The organism is Enterococcus sp. FZMF, assembly GCF_030263915.1.
GTDB classification, from domain to species: Bacteria; Bacillota; Bacilli; order Lactobacillales; family Enterococcaceae; genus Enterococcus_D; species Enterococcus_D casseliflavus.
In genome coordinates, this window is record NZ_CP127160.1 from 1,755,239 (window position 1) to 1,773,658 (window position 18,420).

At 42.9% G+C, this 18,420-nt stretch carries 12 protein-coding genes; 4 read left to right on the top strand and 8 right to left on the bottom strand.

Annotation, left to right across the window (positions count from 1 at the left end; all coding sequences use genetic code 11):
- Positions 1–116: 116 nt before the first annotated feature.
- The 6 genes from pheT to lepB all read right to left on the bottom strand — a co-directional run bounded on the left by pheT (position 117) and on the right by lepB (position 12,283).
- Complete coding sequence (gene pheT, locus QN079_RS08545; RefSeq protein ID WP_289229514.1) at positions 117–2,537, bottom strand: phenylalanine--tRNA ligase subunit beta; 2,421 nt, start codon at positions 2,535–2,537, stop codon at positions 117–119.
- Positions 2,538–3,584, bottom strand: a complete 1,047-nt coding sequence (pheS, locus tag QN079_RS08550) for a phenylalanine--tRNA ligase subunit alpha (RefSeq protein WP_005226191.1) — start codon at positions 3,582–3,584, stop codon at positions 2,538–2,540. It abuts the gene before it with no gap.
- Between the two features lie 353 nt (positions 3,585–3,937).
- Positions 3,938–4,258, bottom strand: a complete 321-nt coding sequence (locus QN079_RS08555) for a winged helix-turn-helix transcriptional regulator (RefSeq protein ID WP_005226192.1) — start codon at positions 4,256–4,258, stop codon at positions 3,938–3,940.
- Between the two features lie 67 nt (positions 4,259–4,325).
- On the bottom strand, positions 4,326–8,003 hold the full coding sequence (gene addA / locus QN079_RS08560) for a helicase-exonuclease AddAB subunit AddA (protein WP_289229515.1): 3,678 nt from the start codon (positions 8,001–8,003) through the stop codon (positions 4,326–4,328).
- Positions 7,996–11,613, bottom strand: coding sequence for a PD-(D/E)XK nuclease family protein (locus QN079_RS08565; RefSeq protein WP_289229516.1), 3,618 nt, complete (start codon positions 11,611–11,613; stop codon positions 7,996–7,998). The genes addA and QN079_RS08565 overlap by 8 nt, the downstream gene beginning before the upstream one ends.
- Before the next feature lie 121 nt (positions 11,614–11,734).
- The gene (lepB, locus tag QN079_RS08570) at positions 11,735–12,283 is read right to left on the bottom strand and encodes a signal peptidase I (RefSeq protein WP_289229517.1); all 549 of its coding nucleotides are present in this window, start codon (positions 12,281–12,283) and stop codon (positions 11,735–11,737) included.
- Between the two features lie 214 nt (positions 12,284–12,497).
- Here lepB and QN079_RS08575 point away from each other — a divergent pair, with 214 nt between their 5' ends.
- Together QN079_RS08575 and QN079_RS08580 are read left to right on the top strand one after the other, a co-directional pair.
- Positions 12,498–13,949: an NAD-dependent succinate-semialdehyde dehydrogenase gene (locus QN079_RS08575; RefSeq protein WP_289229518.1), complete on the top strand. Its 1,452-nt coding sequence runs from the start codon at positions 12,498–12,500 to the stop codon at positions 13,947–13,949.
- Between the two features lie 112 nt (positions 13,950–14,061).
- Positions 14,062–14,658: a nitroreductase family protein gene (locus tag QN079_RS08580; protein ID WP_074933687.1), complete on the top strand. Its 597-nt coding sequence runs from the start codon at positions 14,062–14,064 to the stop codon at positions 14,656–14,658.
- A 63-nt stretch (positions 14,659–14,721) separates the two neighbouring features.
- Here the strand turns inward: QN079_RS08580 and QN079_RS08585 are convergent, their stop codons facing one another.
- Positions 14,722–15,216, bottom strand: a complete 495-nt coding sequence (locus QN079_RS08585) for a hypothetical protein (RefSeq protein ID WP_128432766.1) — start codon at positions 15,214–15,216, stop codon at positions 14,722–14,724.
- 137 nt (positions 15,217–15,353) lie between these two features.
- Between QN079_RS08585 and QN079_RS08590 the strand changes: the two genes are divergently transcribed.
- Together QN079_RS08590 and QN079_RS08595 are read left to right on the top strand one after the other, a co-directional pair.
- A complete protein-coding gene (locus QN079_RS08590) occupies positions 15,354–15,881 on the top strand; it encodes an HdeD family acid-resistance protein (protein WP_005226199.1) in 528 nt (175 codons plus the stop codon).
- Between the two features lie 120 nt (positions 15,882–16,001).
- Positions 16,002–16,445, top strand: a complete 444-nt coding sequence (locus tag QN079_RS08595; protein WP_005226200.1) for a hypothetical protein — start codon at positions 16,002–16,004, stop codon at positions 16,443–16,445.
- A gap of 32 nt (positions 16,446–16,477) precedes the next feature.
- Here QN079_RS08595 and QN079_RS08600 read toward each other — a convergent pair whose 3' ends face one another.
- A complete protein-coding gene (locus QN079_RS08600) occupies positions 16,478–18,412 on the bottom strand; it encodes a heavy metal translocating P-type ATPase (protein WP_502875153.1) in 1,935 nt (644 codons plus the stop codon).
- Positions 18,413–18,420 lie beyond the last annotated feature (8 nt).

An 18,420-nucleotide genomic window follows, 5' to 3' on the forward strand; every position in this document is an offset into this window, starting at 1 on the left:
ACGGCTTTCACTCAACTCCTCACATTCTTGTGTCATCTGAGCATCTATTATAATAGTAGAAAACGTTCCCCACCCAACTTCTTTGTATGGTGGAGAACGTTTTTCTACTTATTTGATTAGCGGATTTCTGCTTGAACTTTTTCTTCTAAGTTACGAGTAATTTTCGCTATTGCTTGATTGATCTCTTCATCCGTCAGGGTAGCTTCTGGATTGCTAAAGGTCAGGCTGTACCCTAATGATTTTTTGCCTGCTTCGATGTTTTTCCCTTGATAAACATCGAATAAACGAATCGCACTTAAGAAGCGACCTGCACTTTCGCGAATGATCTCCATCACGGACTGGTTATCGATCGTTTCATCAAGCAAGAGTGCCATATCCCGCGTTACTGATGGGAACTTAGAAACTGGTTGATAGACCAATTGTTCTGTTTTCGCTGCTAACAGTTGATCTAAGTTCAATTCAGCAACATAGGTTTCACTCACTTCATAATCTTTGGCGATCGATGGGTGGACTTGTCCCAAGAAGCCGATTTCTTGGTTATCTAGCAGGATCATTGCCGTACGGCCAGGATGCATCTCTTTGATAGCTGCCGTTTTTTGATAACGAATACGGTCGGTTAATGCCAACGAATCAAATAGATTTTCTAAAATGCCTTTCAAATGGAAGAAATCAACTTTTTGAGCTTGGGTTTGCCAGTCTTTCTCATGGATATTTCCTGTCAAAGCTAGCCCTAAGTGATTGACTTCTGTTGGCAGCTCGTGCTTACTGTCGCCTGTTTGATAGAAGACGCGACCAATTTCATACAAAGCAACACGATTGTTTTTACGTGCCAAATTGTACGCAATGTCGTCTAACAAGCCTGAAATCAGATTCAAGCGCAAGACGGCACGCTCTTCGGTCATTGGCCAATCCAATCGAGTCACTTGGCTCGATTTATCCGTAAATTGTTGTGCCTTCTCTTCAGTGGTCAAAGCATAGCTAATGGCTTCACTGACCCCGTTGCCTTCTAAAAGCGTCCGAACTTCTCTAGTCAGACGTTGCGCTTTGGTTAGATGACCGGCAACCGTTTCTCCTTGCGGTAAAGTCGATGGCAAACGATCATAACCGTAAATACGCGCCACTTCTTCAATGATATCTGCTTCGATCGTAATATCCCAACGACGAGGTGGGACAGAAACAATATAGCTGTCTGCTTCTTGACGATGACCAAAGCCTAATGCATCAAAGATTTCTTGCACTTCTTCATCAGTGATTTCTGTGCCTAAATAGCTATTGATTCGAGCTAAAGTGATTGTAACCTCCACAGGTTCTACTGCTACTTGGGAACCTATTACTGCCCCTTTTAAGACCGTTCCGCCAGCAAGTTCTGCAATTAGTGCTGCTGCTGCATCACAAGCTTTTGCAACCGTTGCTTGGTTGATCCCTTTTTCAAAACGAGCAGAGGACTCACTTCTTAAATTGAATTTCTTTGAGGTTAAACGAATCGCTAATGGATCGAACAGCGCCGCTTCTAAAGCGACTGTGGTCGTTGTTTCCGTGATTTCATAATCAAGCCCTCCCATGACGCCTGCGAGCGCAACGGGTGTCGTTCCGTTGGTGATAACGATGTCTTCTGATGAAAGCTGACGTGTTTCTCCATCTAAGGTAACCAGGCTTTCATTTTCTTTGCCGCGACGTACCAGTATTTCCTTGCTGTCTAGCTTTTGATAATCAAAAGCATGCAATGGTTGGCCAAATAATAACAAGATATAATTTGTCACGTCCACAACATTGTTGATTGGACGAATGCCTTCATTCATCAAGCGATTTTGCAGCCATTGTGGACTTGGGGCGATCGTTACACCATCAATGATTCGAATTTGGTAGGCGGGTGCATCGGTTGCTTCCGTGACCTTCACCTGAATTTTATCGGCAGCAGCTACTTCACTTTCATTAAGCGCAATTTCAGGAAACTTCGGTGTTTGCCGATAGATCGCACCGACTTCATAAGCAACTCCCCGCATGCTCAACGCATCCGCGCGGTTCGGAGTGATCGATAATTCGATAATGTGATCATCCATATCGAGATAAGGAAAAACCGGTGTTCCTACTTCTGCTTCTGCTGGTAAATAATAGATTCCTTCTGCATATTCTTTGGGAATCACGCTATCGGCGTATCCCAATTCTTGCAATGAACAAATCATGCCGTTCGAAACTTCTCCCCGCATCTTGCCCTTTTTGATTTTTACATTGCCCGCGATTCGAGAGCCTGGTAATGCCACGATGACTTTGATGCCGCTTTTGACATTTGGTGCTCCACAAACGATTTGCGTGTCTTCTTCCTCACCAATATTTACTTGGCAAATCGATAGATGATCAGAATCTGGATGTGGTCGGCAGTCGGTCACTTCTCCGACAACGATTTTTTTTAAACCCTCTTCAGGCACGTCAATACCTTCGACTTCGATCCCGGTCACTGACATTTTGTCCGCCAGGTCTTTTGGTGTGATCTCAGACAGATCAAGGTATTCATTTAACCATTTGTACGATACTAACATTTATTGTTCCCCCTTGAACTGGCGAATGAAACGCACATCATTTTGATAGAATTGGCGAATGTCGTTTACGCCGTAGCGCAGCATTGCCACTCGATCAGGACCTAAACCAAAAGCAAATCCTGAATATTGGGTTGGATCGATCCCTGACATTTCTAAGACGTTAGGATGCACCATTCCAGCACCGAGGATCTCGATCCAGCCAGTTTGTTTACAAACGTTACAACCTGCACCACCGCACTTGAAGCAGCTGACATCAACTTCGACCGATGGTTCTGTGAAAGGGAAATAGCTTGGTCGCAAGCGAATTTGGCGATCTTCACCAAACATTTTTTGCATCATGACTTCTAAGGTTCCTTTTAAGTCACCCATCGTAATATTTTTATCGATCACCAATCCTTCAATTTGATGGAATTGGTGGCTATGGGTCGCATCATCTGTGTCACGACGGAAAACTTTCCCTGGTGAGATCATCCGCAGCGGCCCTTTAGAAAAATCATGAGTCTCCATTGTTCGCGCTTGCACTGGTGACGTATGGGTCCGAATCAGCACTTCCTCTGAAATATAAAAAGTATCCTGCATGTCTCTGGCTGGATGATCTTTTGGCAGATTCATCCGTTCGAAGTTGTAATGATCTTTTTCCACTTCGTAGCCTTCAACTACTTGGTAGCCCATACCAACAAAGATATCTTCGATTTCTTCCATGATTTGCGTTAGCACATGGCGTGTTCCTCGGTCCATCTTTTTACCAGGCAAAGTCACGTCGATGGATTCTTCAGCAAGGGCTTTTTCCAAGTTTGCTGCTTCGATAGACGATTTTGCTTCTTCGATCGCTTCTGTCAAGATATCACGAATCTCGTTGGCATAGCTCCCCACCTTCGGCCGTTCTTCCGCAGAAAGATCTTTCATCCCCCGTAGAACTTCAGTAATGGGACCTTTTTTTCCAAGCACTTCCACTCGAATCTGATTCAAGTCATTCATGGTTGGACTTTCTTTGATTTTAAGCAATGTCGTTTCCTTCAATGCTTCTAATTTTTCTTGTAAAGACATGTGTTTCCTCCTTCTATACAGTGAATAGTGTAAAAAACGATTTGACTGGAAAAAGTGACGATCTTTTGATAAAAAGACAAAAAAAGACGTCATCCCTTAAAAAAGGAACGACGTCTCGTGTTACCATCCTCATTCGCGGAAAGTTCCGCGCACTCACTTCGGCTAACGACAGCAACACTGCCGACTGATTGTTCTCAGCAAGCTCCAGAAGTGAAATTCATTTTTCGAATACAGGACTTGCTTTCAGTCTGTGACAAGTCTCCCTTTTTCTGATCCAGCCAAATTACTAGTTTCTATCAACGCTTTTTTTTACTATTCATTTAAGCTTAGTTTACCTAATTTCCGTTGAGAAATCAACTGCATTCTTCCTCACGTACCCAGGTTTCTGCCCAACGCTTCACACTCATCATACTCTTTTCAAGAGCAATACCTCTTGGCGTCAAGCAGTAAAGATTGTTTTCTTTGCAGACAATTTCTTCCCGCTCTAATTCTTTCAAGCGTTCGACTAACACCCGATCACTCACTTGAGGAATCTTGTTTGCTAACTCAACAAATCTTTGTTTGCCGTCTTCAAGAAGGACATCAATGATCAAGCCGTTCCACTTTTTGCCTAAAATAGAAAAAGCTTTTTCAAATTTAGGACAAAGGGCATAATCCGATTCTACTTTTATCATTCTCCATCACCTCTTTTACCTATTATAGCATATGACTTACGAAATGTAAGAAACTAGGATCGATCAGCTAGAATGCCACGATCATCTTAGGTTTTAACAGCACTAAATAGGTCTGTTTCACTGGTTTGTTCAATGCTTTCTCCAATGCTTGGCAATAGAGTTTTAATTGACCATAATATCGTTCGCGCATTTTCTGTTCAATCTGAGCCTGACTGCCGAACACATCATCTGTTTTAAAGTCATACAAAATGATTTCATCCGCCAATTCAATATAGCCGTCAATAATACCATGGATCAAAAGCGGCGCATCTGGTTCGTCAAACCCTTCAAAGATCGTATCGGCCTCTTTTAGCATCGAAAACGGCTGCTCCCGCTTCACCACATCAGAGAATTGGTTCAGCAGTTCACCTAGTTCAGTTTGATAAAACCACAAAATACTCGATCGGTCAATTTTTTTGGCGATTTCTTCAGAAAAAAATTGCTTTTTCACGAGTTCAGCAATCAGGAGCGCCAAAGTATCTTGTGTTGGCTTCATTCCTAAGGGGATCATTTGCAAAACCGTATGTGTTGCGGTTCCGATACTGCTGGCGAGAGGCTTCGTTTCTTGCAGAAATTTGGGTTTCGCCAATTCATCTTGTACGTAGCGATATTGCTGAGGATTCGTCTTCTCGGAAACCGACCGCCATTCCAACAAAGTGGTCTGTTGATCATCAGGATCGTTATAGAGTCTTTTCAATTCTGAAACAGATTGATAACTAGTCGTTTGGGTCGCTTTTTGATAAGGATAGCGATAGGCTAGGCGTTTCAAAAGATCATCGATATTGCTATCTGGCGCAATCAATCGTTTAGGCTCCTCGACTGGCGCAAGCGTCTCTTGGACTTCTTGCGTGATCGTTTCTTGATTCCACCATGATAGACGAAAATGAGCAGGATGATCGATCGTCCGCTTGCGTTCTGACGCTTCGGAGAATACTGCTTCCATATCTGGATGGCGCATCAGGGTCCGTCCGACCCAATCCATCAAGCTCCCCCGAGCAACAAGGCGCAACGCTGGATCAAGAACCATCTCGGATTGTGTCAAGCCAGATTGCCATGTTTTGAAGGCATCCGCTTGATTTTTATAGGAGCCTACTAAGAAAAGCTTCTGCTCTGCTCGTGTCAATGCTACGTATAATTTTCGCATCTCTTCTGACAAGGCTTTTTTCAAACGAACTTGCTTGATGGCTTGAAACGGCAGTGTTTCAAATTTAAGGTTTTCTGCGGGTTCCACATATTGGATCCCAGCCCCCAGCTGTTCTTCAAAGATATAGCGTTTTTGAAAGTCTTGGTAATTAAAGAATTTTGTTGTATCCAATAAGAAGACTACAGGAAATTCCAAACCTTTACTTGCATGGACGGTCATCACACGAACCGCATCTTCTACTGGTGTAGCTAATGGCTCTGCCAAGTCCTTGTTTTTTTCTTGCATCTTTTCAATGAAGCGAATGAATTGGTACAACCCACGGAAACTGCTCTTTTCATATTTCTCCGCTCTGTGAACCAATGCGGCTAAATTGGCATAGCGCTGCTGACCTGCAGGCAGTCCCACGACATAATCCAAATAGGCAGTATCCTCATAGATTTGCCAAAGTAAGGTCGGGATTGGTAATCGTCGTGCTTCCTCTCGCCATTGTTCCAGTTTTGTTAAAAACCCATCCACTGTTTGCCACAAGGGTGACGCTTCTTGTTGCCCATGGTAATCCAATACTGCATCGTAGTAGTCGCTGGAACGATTCGCCAAACGGATCTCAGCCAATTGATCTTCTGTTAGGCCGACGATTGGCGAACGCAAAACGGCCACAAGTGGGATATCTTGGTACGGGTTATCAATGATCTGCAGCAAAGAAACGACGGTTTGGATCTCCGTTGCCTGAAAATAGTTTTGAGCATCATTGACCGCCATCGGAATCCCAAACTGCTTAAAGACATCCAAAATGACAAGATTGTTTTTACGTGTGGGGGTCAATAAGACGATGTCATTGTAAGTGATTGGTCGATTTGTTTTGGCTTTTTTGTCATAGATCATGAAGTTTGATTCAATCAACTCTCGAATCTTCAAGGCAGTGATCTGCATTTCACCTTCTGTTTTGTCATCGATCAATTGTTCTTCGGATTCATGCTCTTTTTCATATAACAAGAGCTCTGTTGCAAAGGCCTCGCTTTCTGGAAAATCAGGAAAACCGGTAATCAAGGCTGCCGCCTCATCGTAAGGGATTTGTCCAACCCTTTCATCCATCAGTTGTTGAAAAACTAGATTCGTAAAATCCAATACATCGGAACGAGAACGAAAATTTTCTGCTAAGACGATTCTTCGCCCACCATTCTCTGTTTCAAATGCCAAGTATTTTTCGATAAATAGCGTCGGATCTGCTAGTCGAAACGAATAGATCGACTGCTTCACATCCCCCACCATAAACATATTGCCAGGGTTATGATCGACTTGTCTGACCCAATATAAAATTGCCTCTTGCAGCCGATTGACGTCTTGGTATTCATCGACTAAAACTTCTTCAAAGCGATCACGATAATAGGTCGACGCCTCACTTCCACTGCCATCTCCTTGTAAAATCTGCAAGGTGAAATGTTCCAAATCATTAAAGTCTAAACGGCCTTTTGAAAGCTTTCTTTCTTGAAATGCTTTCATAAATGCTTCGGTCATCGCTGCCATTTTTTCAACGACAGGTGCTGATCGATGAAGCAGCTCCATCATTTCAGCTGGTGGATACGGGAAGGTGGCTTTCAATTGCTCGACCAATTTTTTCGCATCATCGCGTAAGGGCTTGATTTCTTGGGACAATTCCTTTTGTTCTGGTTTGCGAAAAGCTGGGTAACGACCAAAACGCAATGTTTGGATCTGCTCATAGAAGCCATCGACATCGTCTGCATCCAGCAGAGCCTTTAAGGTTTCCACCATGCCCAATTCGGTATCGATCAACTGTGCCGCTTTTTCCATCGCTTCATCAGAACGGGCATAGTCTTGCGCCGCCTGCAGCAAATGCGCCGCTGTCTTCAAATTTTCTTGCAAACTCGGTTTGATTTGCGATTGATACAGGATATTTTCAGCAAAGGTTTCTTTGCCGATATAGTGATCACTTAGATGGGCTAACCAGTTGACTGGATCTGGATTGGCTCGGGCAAAGTCATAAAGAGACAGGATCAGATCCCCGACGCCTTCATCAGAACGATCACTTGAAAAATTTTCCGTCAAACGAAAGAAGGCTTCATCATTGGCTTCATATTGTTGATCTCTCAGCTGTGTCCAGATTTCTTCTTTCATCAATAAAATTTCGGTTTCATCGGTCATCATGCGGAAATTAGGATCTAAATCGATCAAATAATAAAAACGCCGAATCACAGTTAAACAAAACGCATGCAAGGTAGAAATGTTAGCTGTCGGCAACAGCTGCAGCTGACGAACGAAGTGCTGGCGCTTTTGCTCGTCACTTTCTTGATTGATGGCCTGTTGCAATGCCACTTGAATCCGTTCTTTCATTTCTCGAGCAGCTGCTTCGGTAAAGGTTACGATCAGTAAAGAATCGATCGTCGTTCCTGCTTTTAGCTTTTCGATCACTCGCCGAACCAAAACGGTGGTTTTGCCTGAACCCGCTGAAGCGGAAACGAGGATATTATCCCCTTTATCAAAAATGGCTTGCCATTGGGTATCCGTAAAGGTTTCATTTTGCGGTTTTAAAGGGATCTTACTCATCTTCTTCCTCCCTTAAGCGATGGATAATCTCATCTTTAGATAAGTTTTCTAAACGGTGGTACTCATTTTCTTTCAACAATACATCAAAGTCACAGATGCTGCGAAACGGACAAAATTCACACGCCCGTTTTTTGTCTTTTATTTTATAAGACGGGTTTAAGGCGATTTCACCGCTCAACAGCTTCTCACCGCTTTGCTGCATGTTTTTACGATTGTGTTTTCTTAACAGTTCAAGCTCTTCTTCTGTATAAAACTTGTTTTTCGCCTGCGTTGTTTTTTGATAATTGCCGTTTTTGTCTTTTCGAACAGGAAATATCGGTGAATTTTTGCTGGCTTCAACATCCTCATCTAGCAACGGGAAAACAGCCGGTTCGTCAATAAACAACCCGTCATACTTGAAACGTTTTAAACGTTCTTCTTCACTGGCTTCTTGTCCGTCCAAAAGCGGATTATGCACATGCAGATAATAAGCCCCCGCTGGTCGCACATTTGGCGAACCAACCAGTTGGACAGCATCCGTCAATGCGACATCAAGATAGGTGATCAACTGCATCGCAAGTCCGTAGTATGCTTCAGAAAGGTCAAAATCTCGGCTGCTAGATTTATAGTCAACAACAGAAAGCCATTGTTCTTCTTCCGTTTTCGCCGTATCGACACGATCGATCTTCCCCCGCACATGCAGTTTCCCGCCAGAACTTAATGGCAATTCGATCCCATTGATCCCATTTGAGCCAGCGATCTGACCGAATAGCACCTCCGTCTTTTCAGGACTAAAATGCATTTTTTGTCCTTGTTTCGCTAATGCCCACGCTACTCGCTGAATCGTCTTGCCTAATTGATACCGAATAAAATTCATCCGAGCAGAGCTCGTCAGTAAGCGATAACGGCTTTCGCCAAAAATTTCCTGCAAAACGACTTCCACAAATTGCACGCGTTGGTCAGCAGTTAACTGGGTCAAGGAAATATTTTCAGCAATCAGGACTTTGACAAAGCGGTCCAACGCATCATGGAAAAACTCACCGGTCATTGCTGGATTTAAGCCATAAACTTCCCGTTCTTTTAACCGTAATCCGTAGCTGACGAAATACTTGTATTCACACTGATAGAACGTCTCCATCTGAGAAATGGAACTGTAGATCGATGGTCCATATAGTGCCGCAGCTTGTGCTTGAGACAAAGGAATCGGAATATTTTGATGCGTTTGGCTTTCAAATACTTGGGCAGCTAAATCTGTCCATTCCGAACGCAGCAGTGCTTGTTTCAGCTGCTCCCAAACCCTAGGCAAATTCTCTTTGTTTTTTTGCGCTTGCTGACTGAGGTTATTGATTTGATAGATCAGGCCACGGTAACTGCCGACATAGTTTCTTGGATCGCTGACTAGCGTCAATATTCCTCGCTCTTGCAGTGGGACATCCAAACGTTTGACCACGCGATCTAAATAAGGCGACATTTTGATGTTTTGCTGGGTATCAAAATTAACGGCATAGGACAGTGATAAGTGTTCCGTTGCTGAAAGCAAGACAGAATAAAAGGCAAATGGCTCTTTGACACTGCCTTCCACCACTGTATCTCTAAGGTATTTTTCACCATTGAACAACTGATTGAAATGCTGACGTTCTTCATTCGTCAACAACGTTTTGTTCTCTATTTTTCTTGGTAACGCCGTTTCATTCAATCCCGGTGCAAATGTGATCTTTGCTTGCTTTGGACGTGCCAGATCAAGGCGATTGATGTTGACTTGGTCGATCGCTGTTGGGATCTTCCCGAATGTGACATTTTCTAAGCCAGTCAATAAGACATCCTCAAAGAGCGCAAAATCAAAGGACTCTTCCCCATAGATCGCAGCATATTCATCCAGCAAATCCATCAAGGCTTGCCATGCTTGTTCATGATTACGGGCTTGATCCAATTTCCCTTGCTGGATCGCTTGATCTCGCCAATGCCGCAGTTGTTCTTCAACACCGGCATTCAGTAAAAAGCGATACAGCAGTTCGACCGCATCGCGGTTCGTTCTAGCAGCCGTCAGCCAGTCAAGAGTATCAGCAACATCTTGTTTAAAGGCCCTGCGCAACTGGTTGGTATACGCTGTCAAATCCACTTTATCCGTCTGCTCTTCTTCCGATTGTAAATACTCGATCAGTTCCCAATCTTCGTTTCTCGTCCAACTTGCTCCTTGGAAATCATGAGCCAACGCTTTGTTCTCGGTAATATCCACCAACTTACGAAACTGGTCACGCCCAACGAGCCAATCTGCTTCGGAGCGATAGGCTGCCGGTAAGTAAAGTTCCGTTCTAAGCAACCGTAAAATATCATTTAAGCGAAAGCCATAGGATTGACAAGCAAAAAAAGCATTCAAAAACTCAACCAATGGATGTTGCGCCATCATCTGCTCTTCATCGATATAAAAAGGAATCTCAAACTCAGTAAAAATTTTAGGGATATATTGATGATAGATTTCTGGTTCGGCGATCAATAATTGGATCTCTCGGTATCGTAATGCTGGGTACCGTTTCTTATCGCTCATCATCCCACGGATCGACGCTGCAATCTGACGGATCTCTTCTTCTGGATTCCCAACTTTCCAAACTGCCAGAAAGTCCTTCACAGAGGACTGTTGCTGATAGTTGACTTGTGACTGAGTCTGCCGCCAAAATGTTTCAATTTCATTATACGCCTGTTGCATCGATCCCTTCGCTTCCTTGTCTACCTCTTGGTTGACCGAAAGTTTCTGATCCAAATAAATCGGCACTTGATTTTCTCGGGCAAAACTGATCAATTGATAATAGGTTCGCCCTGCTTCATAAAACAAATTTAACGGTGAAGGCAGCTCTTGTGGATACCCACGATCCAGAAAAAGATCAATAATGACATGACTTTTTTTCATCAACACTTGAATCAGCTGCTGTTCCTGTGTTGAAAAAGCGGAAAACCCACTGATAATAAATAAGGCATGGGAAAGATCTGGTGCTTTGTTCATTGACACCGCGTTAGGCATTGCTTGCTCCACTGGAGAATCATCCAGCAAGGAACCTTCAAGAAAGCGTGACAACAAGGTGACCGGTTGTTCGACTTGTAATGCACGCTCCAGAAGTTCTTGTTCAAATCGTTGAAATATTTTTGCTAATTCACTGTATTTTTTCTCCTCGTCTTGGGTTGCGCTTGGTGCAGCACCACCTGCCAATAAATCTTCGATCCCCAATCGACTTGTATGCATTTCTTGATAGAACGCCAACAATTGCTGGATAAAACCCGCTTTGTTGATCTCACCACGGTATAAGACGAGTTCTTCTTCTAGTTCCAAAAGCAGCTTACGCATGATCATGGAGGCACCATTTTCAGTGATGGCATTTTGAGAAAGCAACCCGGTTTGCTGCAAATAAAACCAAGCCAAACGGTGAAAACTATACACTTGCGCGCGAATAGAAGCAAAATCTTCTATGCGATCCTCTTTCAGTAATTGAAGGATCTCGCGCTCTCGTTCAAATTTGTTGTAGTTAGGTACCAGAAAAAATACTTCTTGATGGTCTTTTTCTAACCAACTTTTTGCATTTTCTATCACTGCTTGATCATGACGACAACGGCCATCGCCAAGGATAAATCGTAAACTCATGAAAGGACTCCTTCTCTCCATCGTCTTTTAAAAAAAAACTAAAAATCAGCGACACGCTTCTTCAAATGCGTCTTTGTTTTTAAAAGAATTTCCTTAAAAACAAAAAAACGGTCGCAGAATTTCACTCTTTGCCTAGCATACCAAAATCGGCAATTGGCCAGAATACAAATTTTACATCACCCAAAATCGTTGCTTCATCGATCAAACCTAATTGACGACTATCCTTGGAAATTCGGCGGTTATCCCCTAACACTAAAATTTGACCTTCAGGAATGACTTCAACACCAAATAACCCCATATCAAAATCACTGGTCAATGGAAAGCCATCTGTGACAGCTGTTTTGAATTCATCCAAGTAGGGTTCATCATATGCTTGTCCATTGATATAAAGGGTATCGTTTTGATAGGAAACCTGATCGCCAGGTAAACCGATCACGCGTTTGATATAGTTTTTGCCTGTTTCATCCGGTGCTTCAAACGTTATGATATCGAAACGTTCGATCTCGGTATTTTTCAAAGCAATCACCCGCTCACCATCATGTAATGTGGGGTCCATCGAATCTCCTTTTACGATCACAGGAGTAAAGACATACTGTCTTAATAACAAGAGGAATAAAGTGAAGATCACGACAAATCCTACTGTTTTTAAAAGCTCTTTTACTTGTTGCACGCGTCCCTCACTCCTTGAATATTTTACTATATTTTCCAAGAATCGAACAAACATTCTTATTTTTCTATTCTACCATAAAATGATAGGAGCAGGACATTTCCCCTTTGGTTCTTTACAAAAATTTGGAGAATCAAGAGACTTGCATATGAATTGTCATCCTTTCTGATCCGTGCTAGGGTTAAATAAGAACCCATTATTGAAAGGAAGTGCCAAGATGAACCAACAGTTACCACAAGTACCAACAAAGTTATTGATTAACGGAAAATGGCTTGAAGGAACAAAAGAGTCGGTTTCGGTTACCAATCCTGCCACTAATGAAGAACTCGTAAAAGTCAGTCAAGGAGGGATCGAGGAAACCAAGCAAGCAATCGATGCCGCAGCGATTGCTTTTCCCGAATGGTCAAAACGCTCCCCTCGAGAACGTGCCGACTTGATGAACGTCATTGCTGATTTGATGGAGGAAGAAAGCGATCGTTTAGCAAAAATCATGAGTATGGAACAAGGAAAACCATTAAAAGAAGCGGAGGCAGAAATCCAATCCAACGTTGACAATTTCCGTTGGAATGCAGCTGAAGCGCAACGGGTCTATGGCGAAGTGATTCCAGCCCCTGAACACAATCATTGGCTGGTACGCAAAGAAGCGATCGGGGTTGTTGGCGCGATCACGCCTTGGAACTTTCCTTCTAACATGATTGCAAGAAAAATTGCACCTGCTATGGCCGTTGGCTGTACCCTTGTTATGAAACCATCAAAAGAAACCCCTCTATCCGCATTAGCTTTAGGCGAGCTTTTTCAACAAGCAGGACTTCCTGACGGGGTCGTCAATATCGTCTTAGGAGATTCTTCTGAGATTGGGAAAGAATTGACCGAAAATGAACAAGTCAAAAAAATCACCTTTACCGGCTCCACGAAAGTTGGGATGAAATTATATGAACAAGCAGCACCAACTCTGAAAAAAGTTTCATTGGAGTTAGGTGGTCATGCCCCGTTTCTTGTTTTTGCTGATGCTGATTTAGATTTAGCTGCTGAAAAATTAATTGCAGCAAAATTCCGCAACAACGGTCAGGTCTGTACATCCCCCAATCGAATTTTTGTCGAAGAGTCCGTCAAAGACGCCTTTACCAAAACATTACTAGCGAAAATGGAAACCGTAACGGTCGGCAATGGTCTGGAAAACCCTACTGTTGGTCCTTTGATCAACCAAGCAGGCGTTGAAAAAGTCATCGAGCAGTTGGAAGATGCGGTAAATAAAGGAGCTAAAGTTTTACTCGGTGGTAAGAAGCTTACTGAAGGTGAGTACGAAAAAGGCAACTTCTTCGCACCAACGGTCATCGATGGGATTACTTCCGAGATGGCTATCTACTATGAAGAAACCTTTGGACCTGTGATCCCATTGATCTCATTTACGGATCGACAAGCAGTCATCGCTGCGGCAAATGATACGGAATTTGGACTAGCTTCCTACTTCTTTTCAACGAATTTGCAAACGATCTCGGATGTAGCCCAAAACCTCCATTATGGGATGGTTGGGGTCAATGACATTGCGATCTCAAATCCGGCGGCTCCCTTCGGCGGCGTCAAGCATTCCGGTTTTGGTCGTGAAAACGGCAAATATGGCCCTGAAGAATACGTGACCGTTAAATTCATTGCTATCGATGCCCAATAAGAAAAAGTCAGGTGCGTTTGCCTGACTTTTTGACGTCCCAAGCATTTTCTTTTACTAACATTAAGTAAGAATGTATACTTCACTCTATGACAATAGAAAAGGTGGGAATACGATGACAAAATTTCTTGATACAATCAAACAGCGCCGCTCAATCTATGGGCTAGGTAAAAATGTGGCTCTTTCCGACACTGAAATCGAAGACATTGTGAAAGAAGCAGTGAAAAATAGTCCAACTGCGTTTAACGCACAATCACCAAGAGCCGTGATTTTATTTGGCGAAGCCCACGAAAAATTGTGGACATTAACAGAGGCTGCGATAGAACCATTGACACCACCCGAAGCGTTTGAAGCGACAAAACAAAAACTTGCTGGTTTTAAAGCGGGTTACGGAACCGTTCTATTCTTTATTCACACGGATACCGTGAAAAATTTGCAAGAGCAATTTGCTCTATATGCAGAGAACTTTCCCGTTTGGGCAGAACAATCGAATGGGATCGCTCAAGCGAACGCTTGGACCGCTTTAGAAGAAGCTGGATTAGGTGCCAACTTACAGCATTACAACCCTGTCATCGATGATGCTGTTGCAGCTGAATGGTCAATTCCTGAAAATTGGCAACTACGGGCGCAACTAGTTTTTGGTTCAAAAGAAAGCGAACCGAACGAAAAAGAATTTCTAAGTGACGATGAGCGCTTCCGCGTGTTCCATTAATCAATTTTCAACCTAAAAAAAGACCCTTGATTACGCCTTAAACTGGCAGTAATCGAGGGTCTTTTAGTCCTTTGTTCCTTGATCATGATCGACTAAAATATCGATCGGTGTCCCTTCATTCAAGTGTTCTGACAAGAAAACAACCAATTCTGCTAATGGCTGCTTGAATTTCATCAATGGGCCTCTCATCCCTCTTCGAAAATAGTTCATCTTGATGGGCTGCCCTTCCTTTTCTTGAAATAAAACGACTCGATCGATCTCTTGGTATAGTATCCCTTTGATACTCATTGGATGGACAATGATTCGATCAAGTGCTAAGCCGCGGCTATCTAAAACAAAGCTCAAAAAGACCAAACCCGAAACGATCCCTCTCACCCGATTATCAAGTGCCTCTTCCATCATCACCATAGATAGGATAATCATTACTGAAAAAATCGTAATGGCGACCTTGCTTAGTTTGCGCTCCACAGCAAGAAATTGAATGTCTTTCCTTACCACGAATAAATAAAGGTATAAAACGATCGTAAAGGCACACATCACTAGCGTTAACCCACTCATAATACTCTCCGTTCTGTTTTCTTTTCCTTATTCTACCAAAAAACCATCTGATACAAAAGGCTTAGCCTATTTCGTAGGTTTTTTGATATCTATTTTAACAAGAATTCGGTACAATAGGAAAAAAAGGAGGAATTATCATGAATGCATTTTTTGATAAATTACAACGCTATGATTTACTTCGTGCCGTCGTATATATCGTCTTTGGCTTCATCATCTTGATTGCACCCCGATCTGTCTTTAACACGATCGTTTATCTTGTTGCCGGGTATATTGCATGTTTAGGGATCATTAGCTTGTATACGAGCTACAAAGAAAAACAAAAGGGCTATCGCAATGTGCAATCCGTCTCTGGTATCTTACTGCTGATTGCGGCAGCTGCGATTTTAGTTTTTGCCAAAGGGTTACTTGCCATCGTGCCATTTTTCTTAGGAATCATGATCACCATCAGCGGTTGCACCCGATTGATGGCAAGCTTTAACCAAAAACGCATTGGTTTACCTTATATCACTAGCTTGATCATCAGTCTATTGATCATTGCTGCAGGGATCATCCTAGTATTGAATCCTTTTGCCACTTGGTTGTTATTCTTCCAAATTTTTGGCGGGATCTTGATTTTCATGGGTGCCTCCGATGCGGTCAACCATTTTCAACGAAAAAGAGCCTAATAAATGAGAATGTTTTAAAATTTCCTACGAATCTAACATCTACATGTAGACTTTTCCCGCTATTCCTTTTAAAATAGGAGATATCAAACAGTCAGTCCATTGACACGCGGGAGGTGCGACATGAAGAAAATCAAGCAAGAAGCAAAACATCCAAACGATGTACCGGTAATTTTTTTGACCGATGCAACTGGCAAAGTCGTACGAAAAATCTCGATCAATGAGTGGCGTGCGCTTAAAGCAACCCCTGACCAGATCGAAGAACTTGATATCAAATTGTATCGTGAAGCAATCAGTTTCTATCTTCAAGAAGACTACGCAAAAGCAAAAGATCTTTTGCATTTCTTGATCAACAAAACAGACTATAGTCATTATGAATACGTGGAACGACTAGCAAATATCTACCGCATCGAAAATCGTCCCGCTAAAGAAAAAGACCTGTTACTGACTGCTTATCATGCAATCAAACCGTTGGATTCCTCTGAAGGGATTTTAAGAAGGATCGAAAATCGATTGCAAAAAATCGATGCCTTTGATTTTCCAACTTCGACACAATTCAGTCATTAAAAAAGCAGCTATCCTTCGATAGCCGCTTTTTTTTATGCATCTGGCAGTTTGCGCAAAAGGCGCAACCCGTTAAACAATACAATCAACGTACTTCCTTCATGGGCAAATACCCCCAGCCCAATATTCATTTTTCCAAATAGATTCAACCCGACTAATAATGCGACGATAAACATGGAGAAGAAAATATTTTGCCAAATGATTCGATCCATTTTCTTCGCTAAGCGATAGGCATACGCGAAGCGTGAAAGATCATTTTTCATGATCACGGCGTCCCCCACTTCGATAGCAACATCTGACCCTTCCCCCATCGCAAAACCGATGTCTGCCTGAACAAGTGCGGGCGCATCATTGATGCCATCCCCCACCATGGCGGTTTGTCCGTAGGCTTCTTGGAGTGCTCGAACCGCTTCCGCTTTGTTCTCAGGCAACACATTAGCCGCCACTTGATCAACGTTTAGCCGCTTTCCGATGGCTTCCCCAGCAGACGCACTATCTCCGGTGATCATAACGGTATGGATCCCTTCATTTTTTAAATAACGAATCACAGAAGCTGCCTGTTCGTTCGGCTCATCCATCAAAGCGATGATTGCGACAACCTCTTCATTAATGGAAAAAACGACCATCGTTTTTCCTTGCGCCTCCAGGTGACGGTACTGTTGCTCCAACGAACCTGTTAACTGGGAGTTTTCGGTTCTTTTTCCTAATCGATAGGTTTTTGTTCCTGAGACGGCTACTAAACCGGAACCAATCTCATTCGTAACCGTCAGCTGTTCGCTTTGCTGCCCTTTATTGTTCTTCTCAAAATAAGTAACGATCGCATCTGCTAATGGATGATTGGCTTGTTTTTCCAGCGAAACGATGATGGAAGCGGCCTCTGCTTGATCGATGGCTTCAGCGAAAATGACATCCGTGACCGTTGGTTTTCCGACGGTCAACGTGCCCGTTTTGTCAAATGCCACCGCTTTGATCTGAGCAAAATTCGTTAAGTAGTTGCTGCCTTTAAAAAGAATCCCTTTTTTCGCTAGATTTGAAATCGCAGATAAACTAGCAGGTACCGCACTTGCCGCTAACGCACAAGGAGACGCTGCAATCATCATCACGATCCCGCGATAAAAACTGGTATACCAATCCCAACCAAGTAGAAACGGTGCTGTTAAGATGAACAAAGGGACTGCAATGAAAACAATGGTTACATAGATTGGTTCGATTTTTTTGATTCGTGTTTCTGTTGGTGACTGATTCGACTGTGCCGCTTCAACGACTGAAAGAATTTTGGCAAAGACCGTTTCCGAGCTGTCTTTTGTGACTTCCATCAAAAATGTTCCATTGCCATTGATGGTACTGCCATAAACTTCGTCTCCCGCTGTTTTTTCTCGCGGTATACTCTCACCATTGATGGAAGCTTCGTTGATGGCACTCGTGCCAGAAAGAATCACCCCATCTGTTGCTAACTGATCACCAGGCAAAACTTGTAAAATATCCCCTTTTTTTATCTCTGAAGCAGCAATTTTTTTGGCTTTCCCATCTGGGCCCATCAAACGTGCTTCCGTTGGATTCAATTTGAGAAGATTGGTGATTTCTCGTCGGCTTTGCCCTTCCGCGTATTCTTCTAAAAAGTGAGCACCAGCAAAAATCAAAATCAGTAAGGCTGCCTCATTAAAATTGCCTATGATCATTGACCCTATCGCTGCTAATAACATCAATAGATGTACATTTGGCGTAAAGTGCCGATTGATTCTTGTGCTTTTTACGGTATCCTCGATCCCTTCCCACGAAATGTGGTAGCCCGCTAATAAAACTGCAGCAAAATAAACCCCGTCTTTTACCCATTGATTCGAAATAAACAGCGCCACTATAAAGAAGATTACCCCCGCGAAGTAAACTTTACGAGGAAACGTCCCATGATCATGGGTATGCGTATGTCCCTTCGTTTTTGTGTGCTCGTGTTGACAAGTATGTTCAGCCATCATCAAAA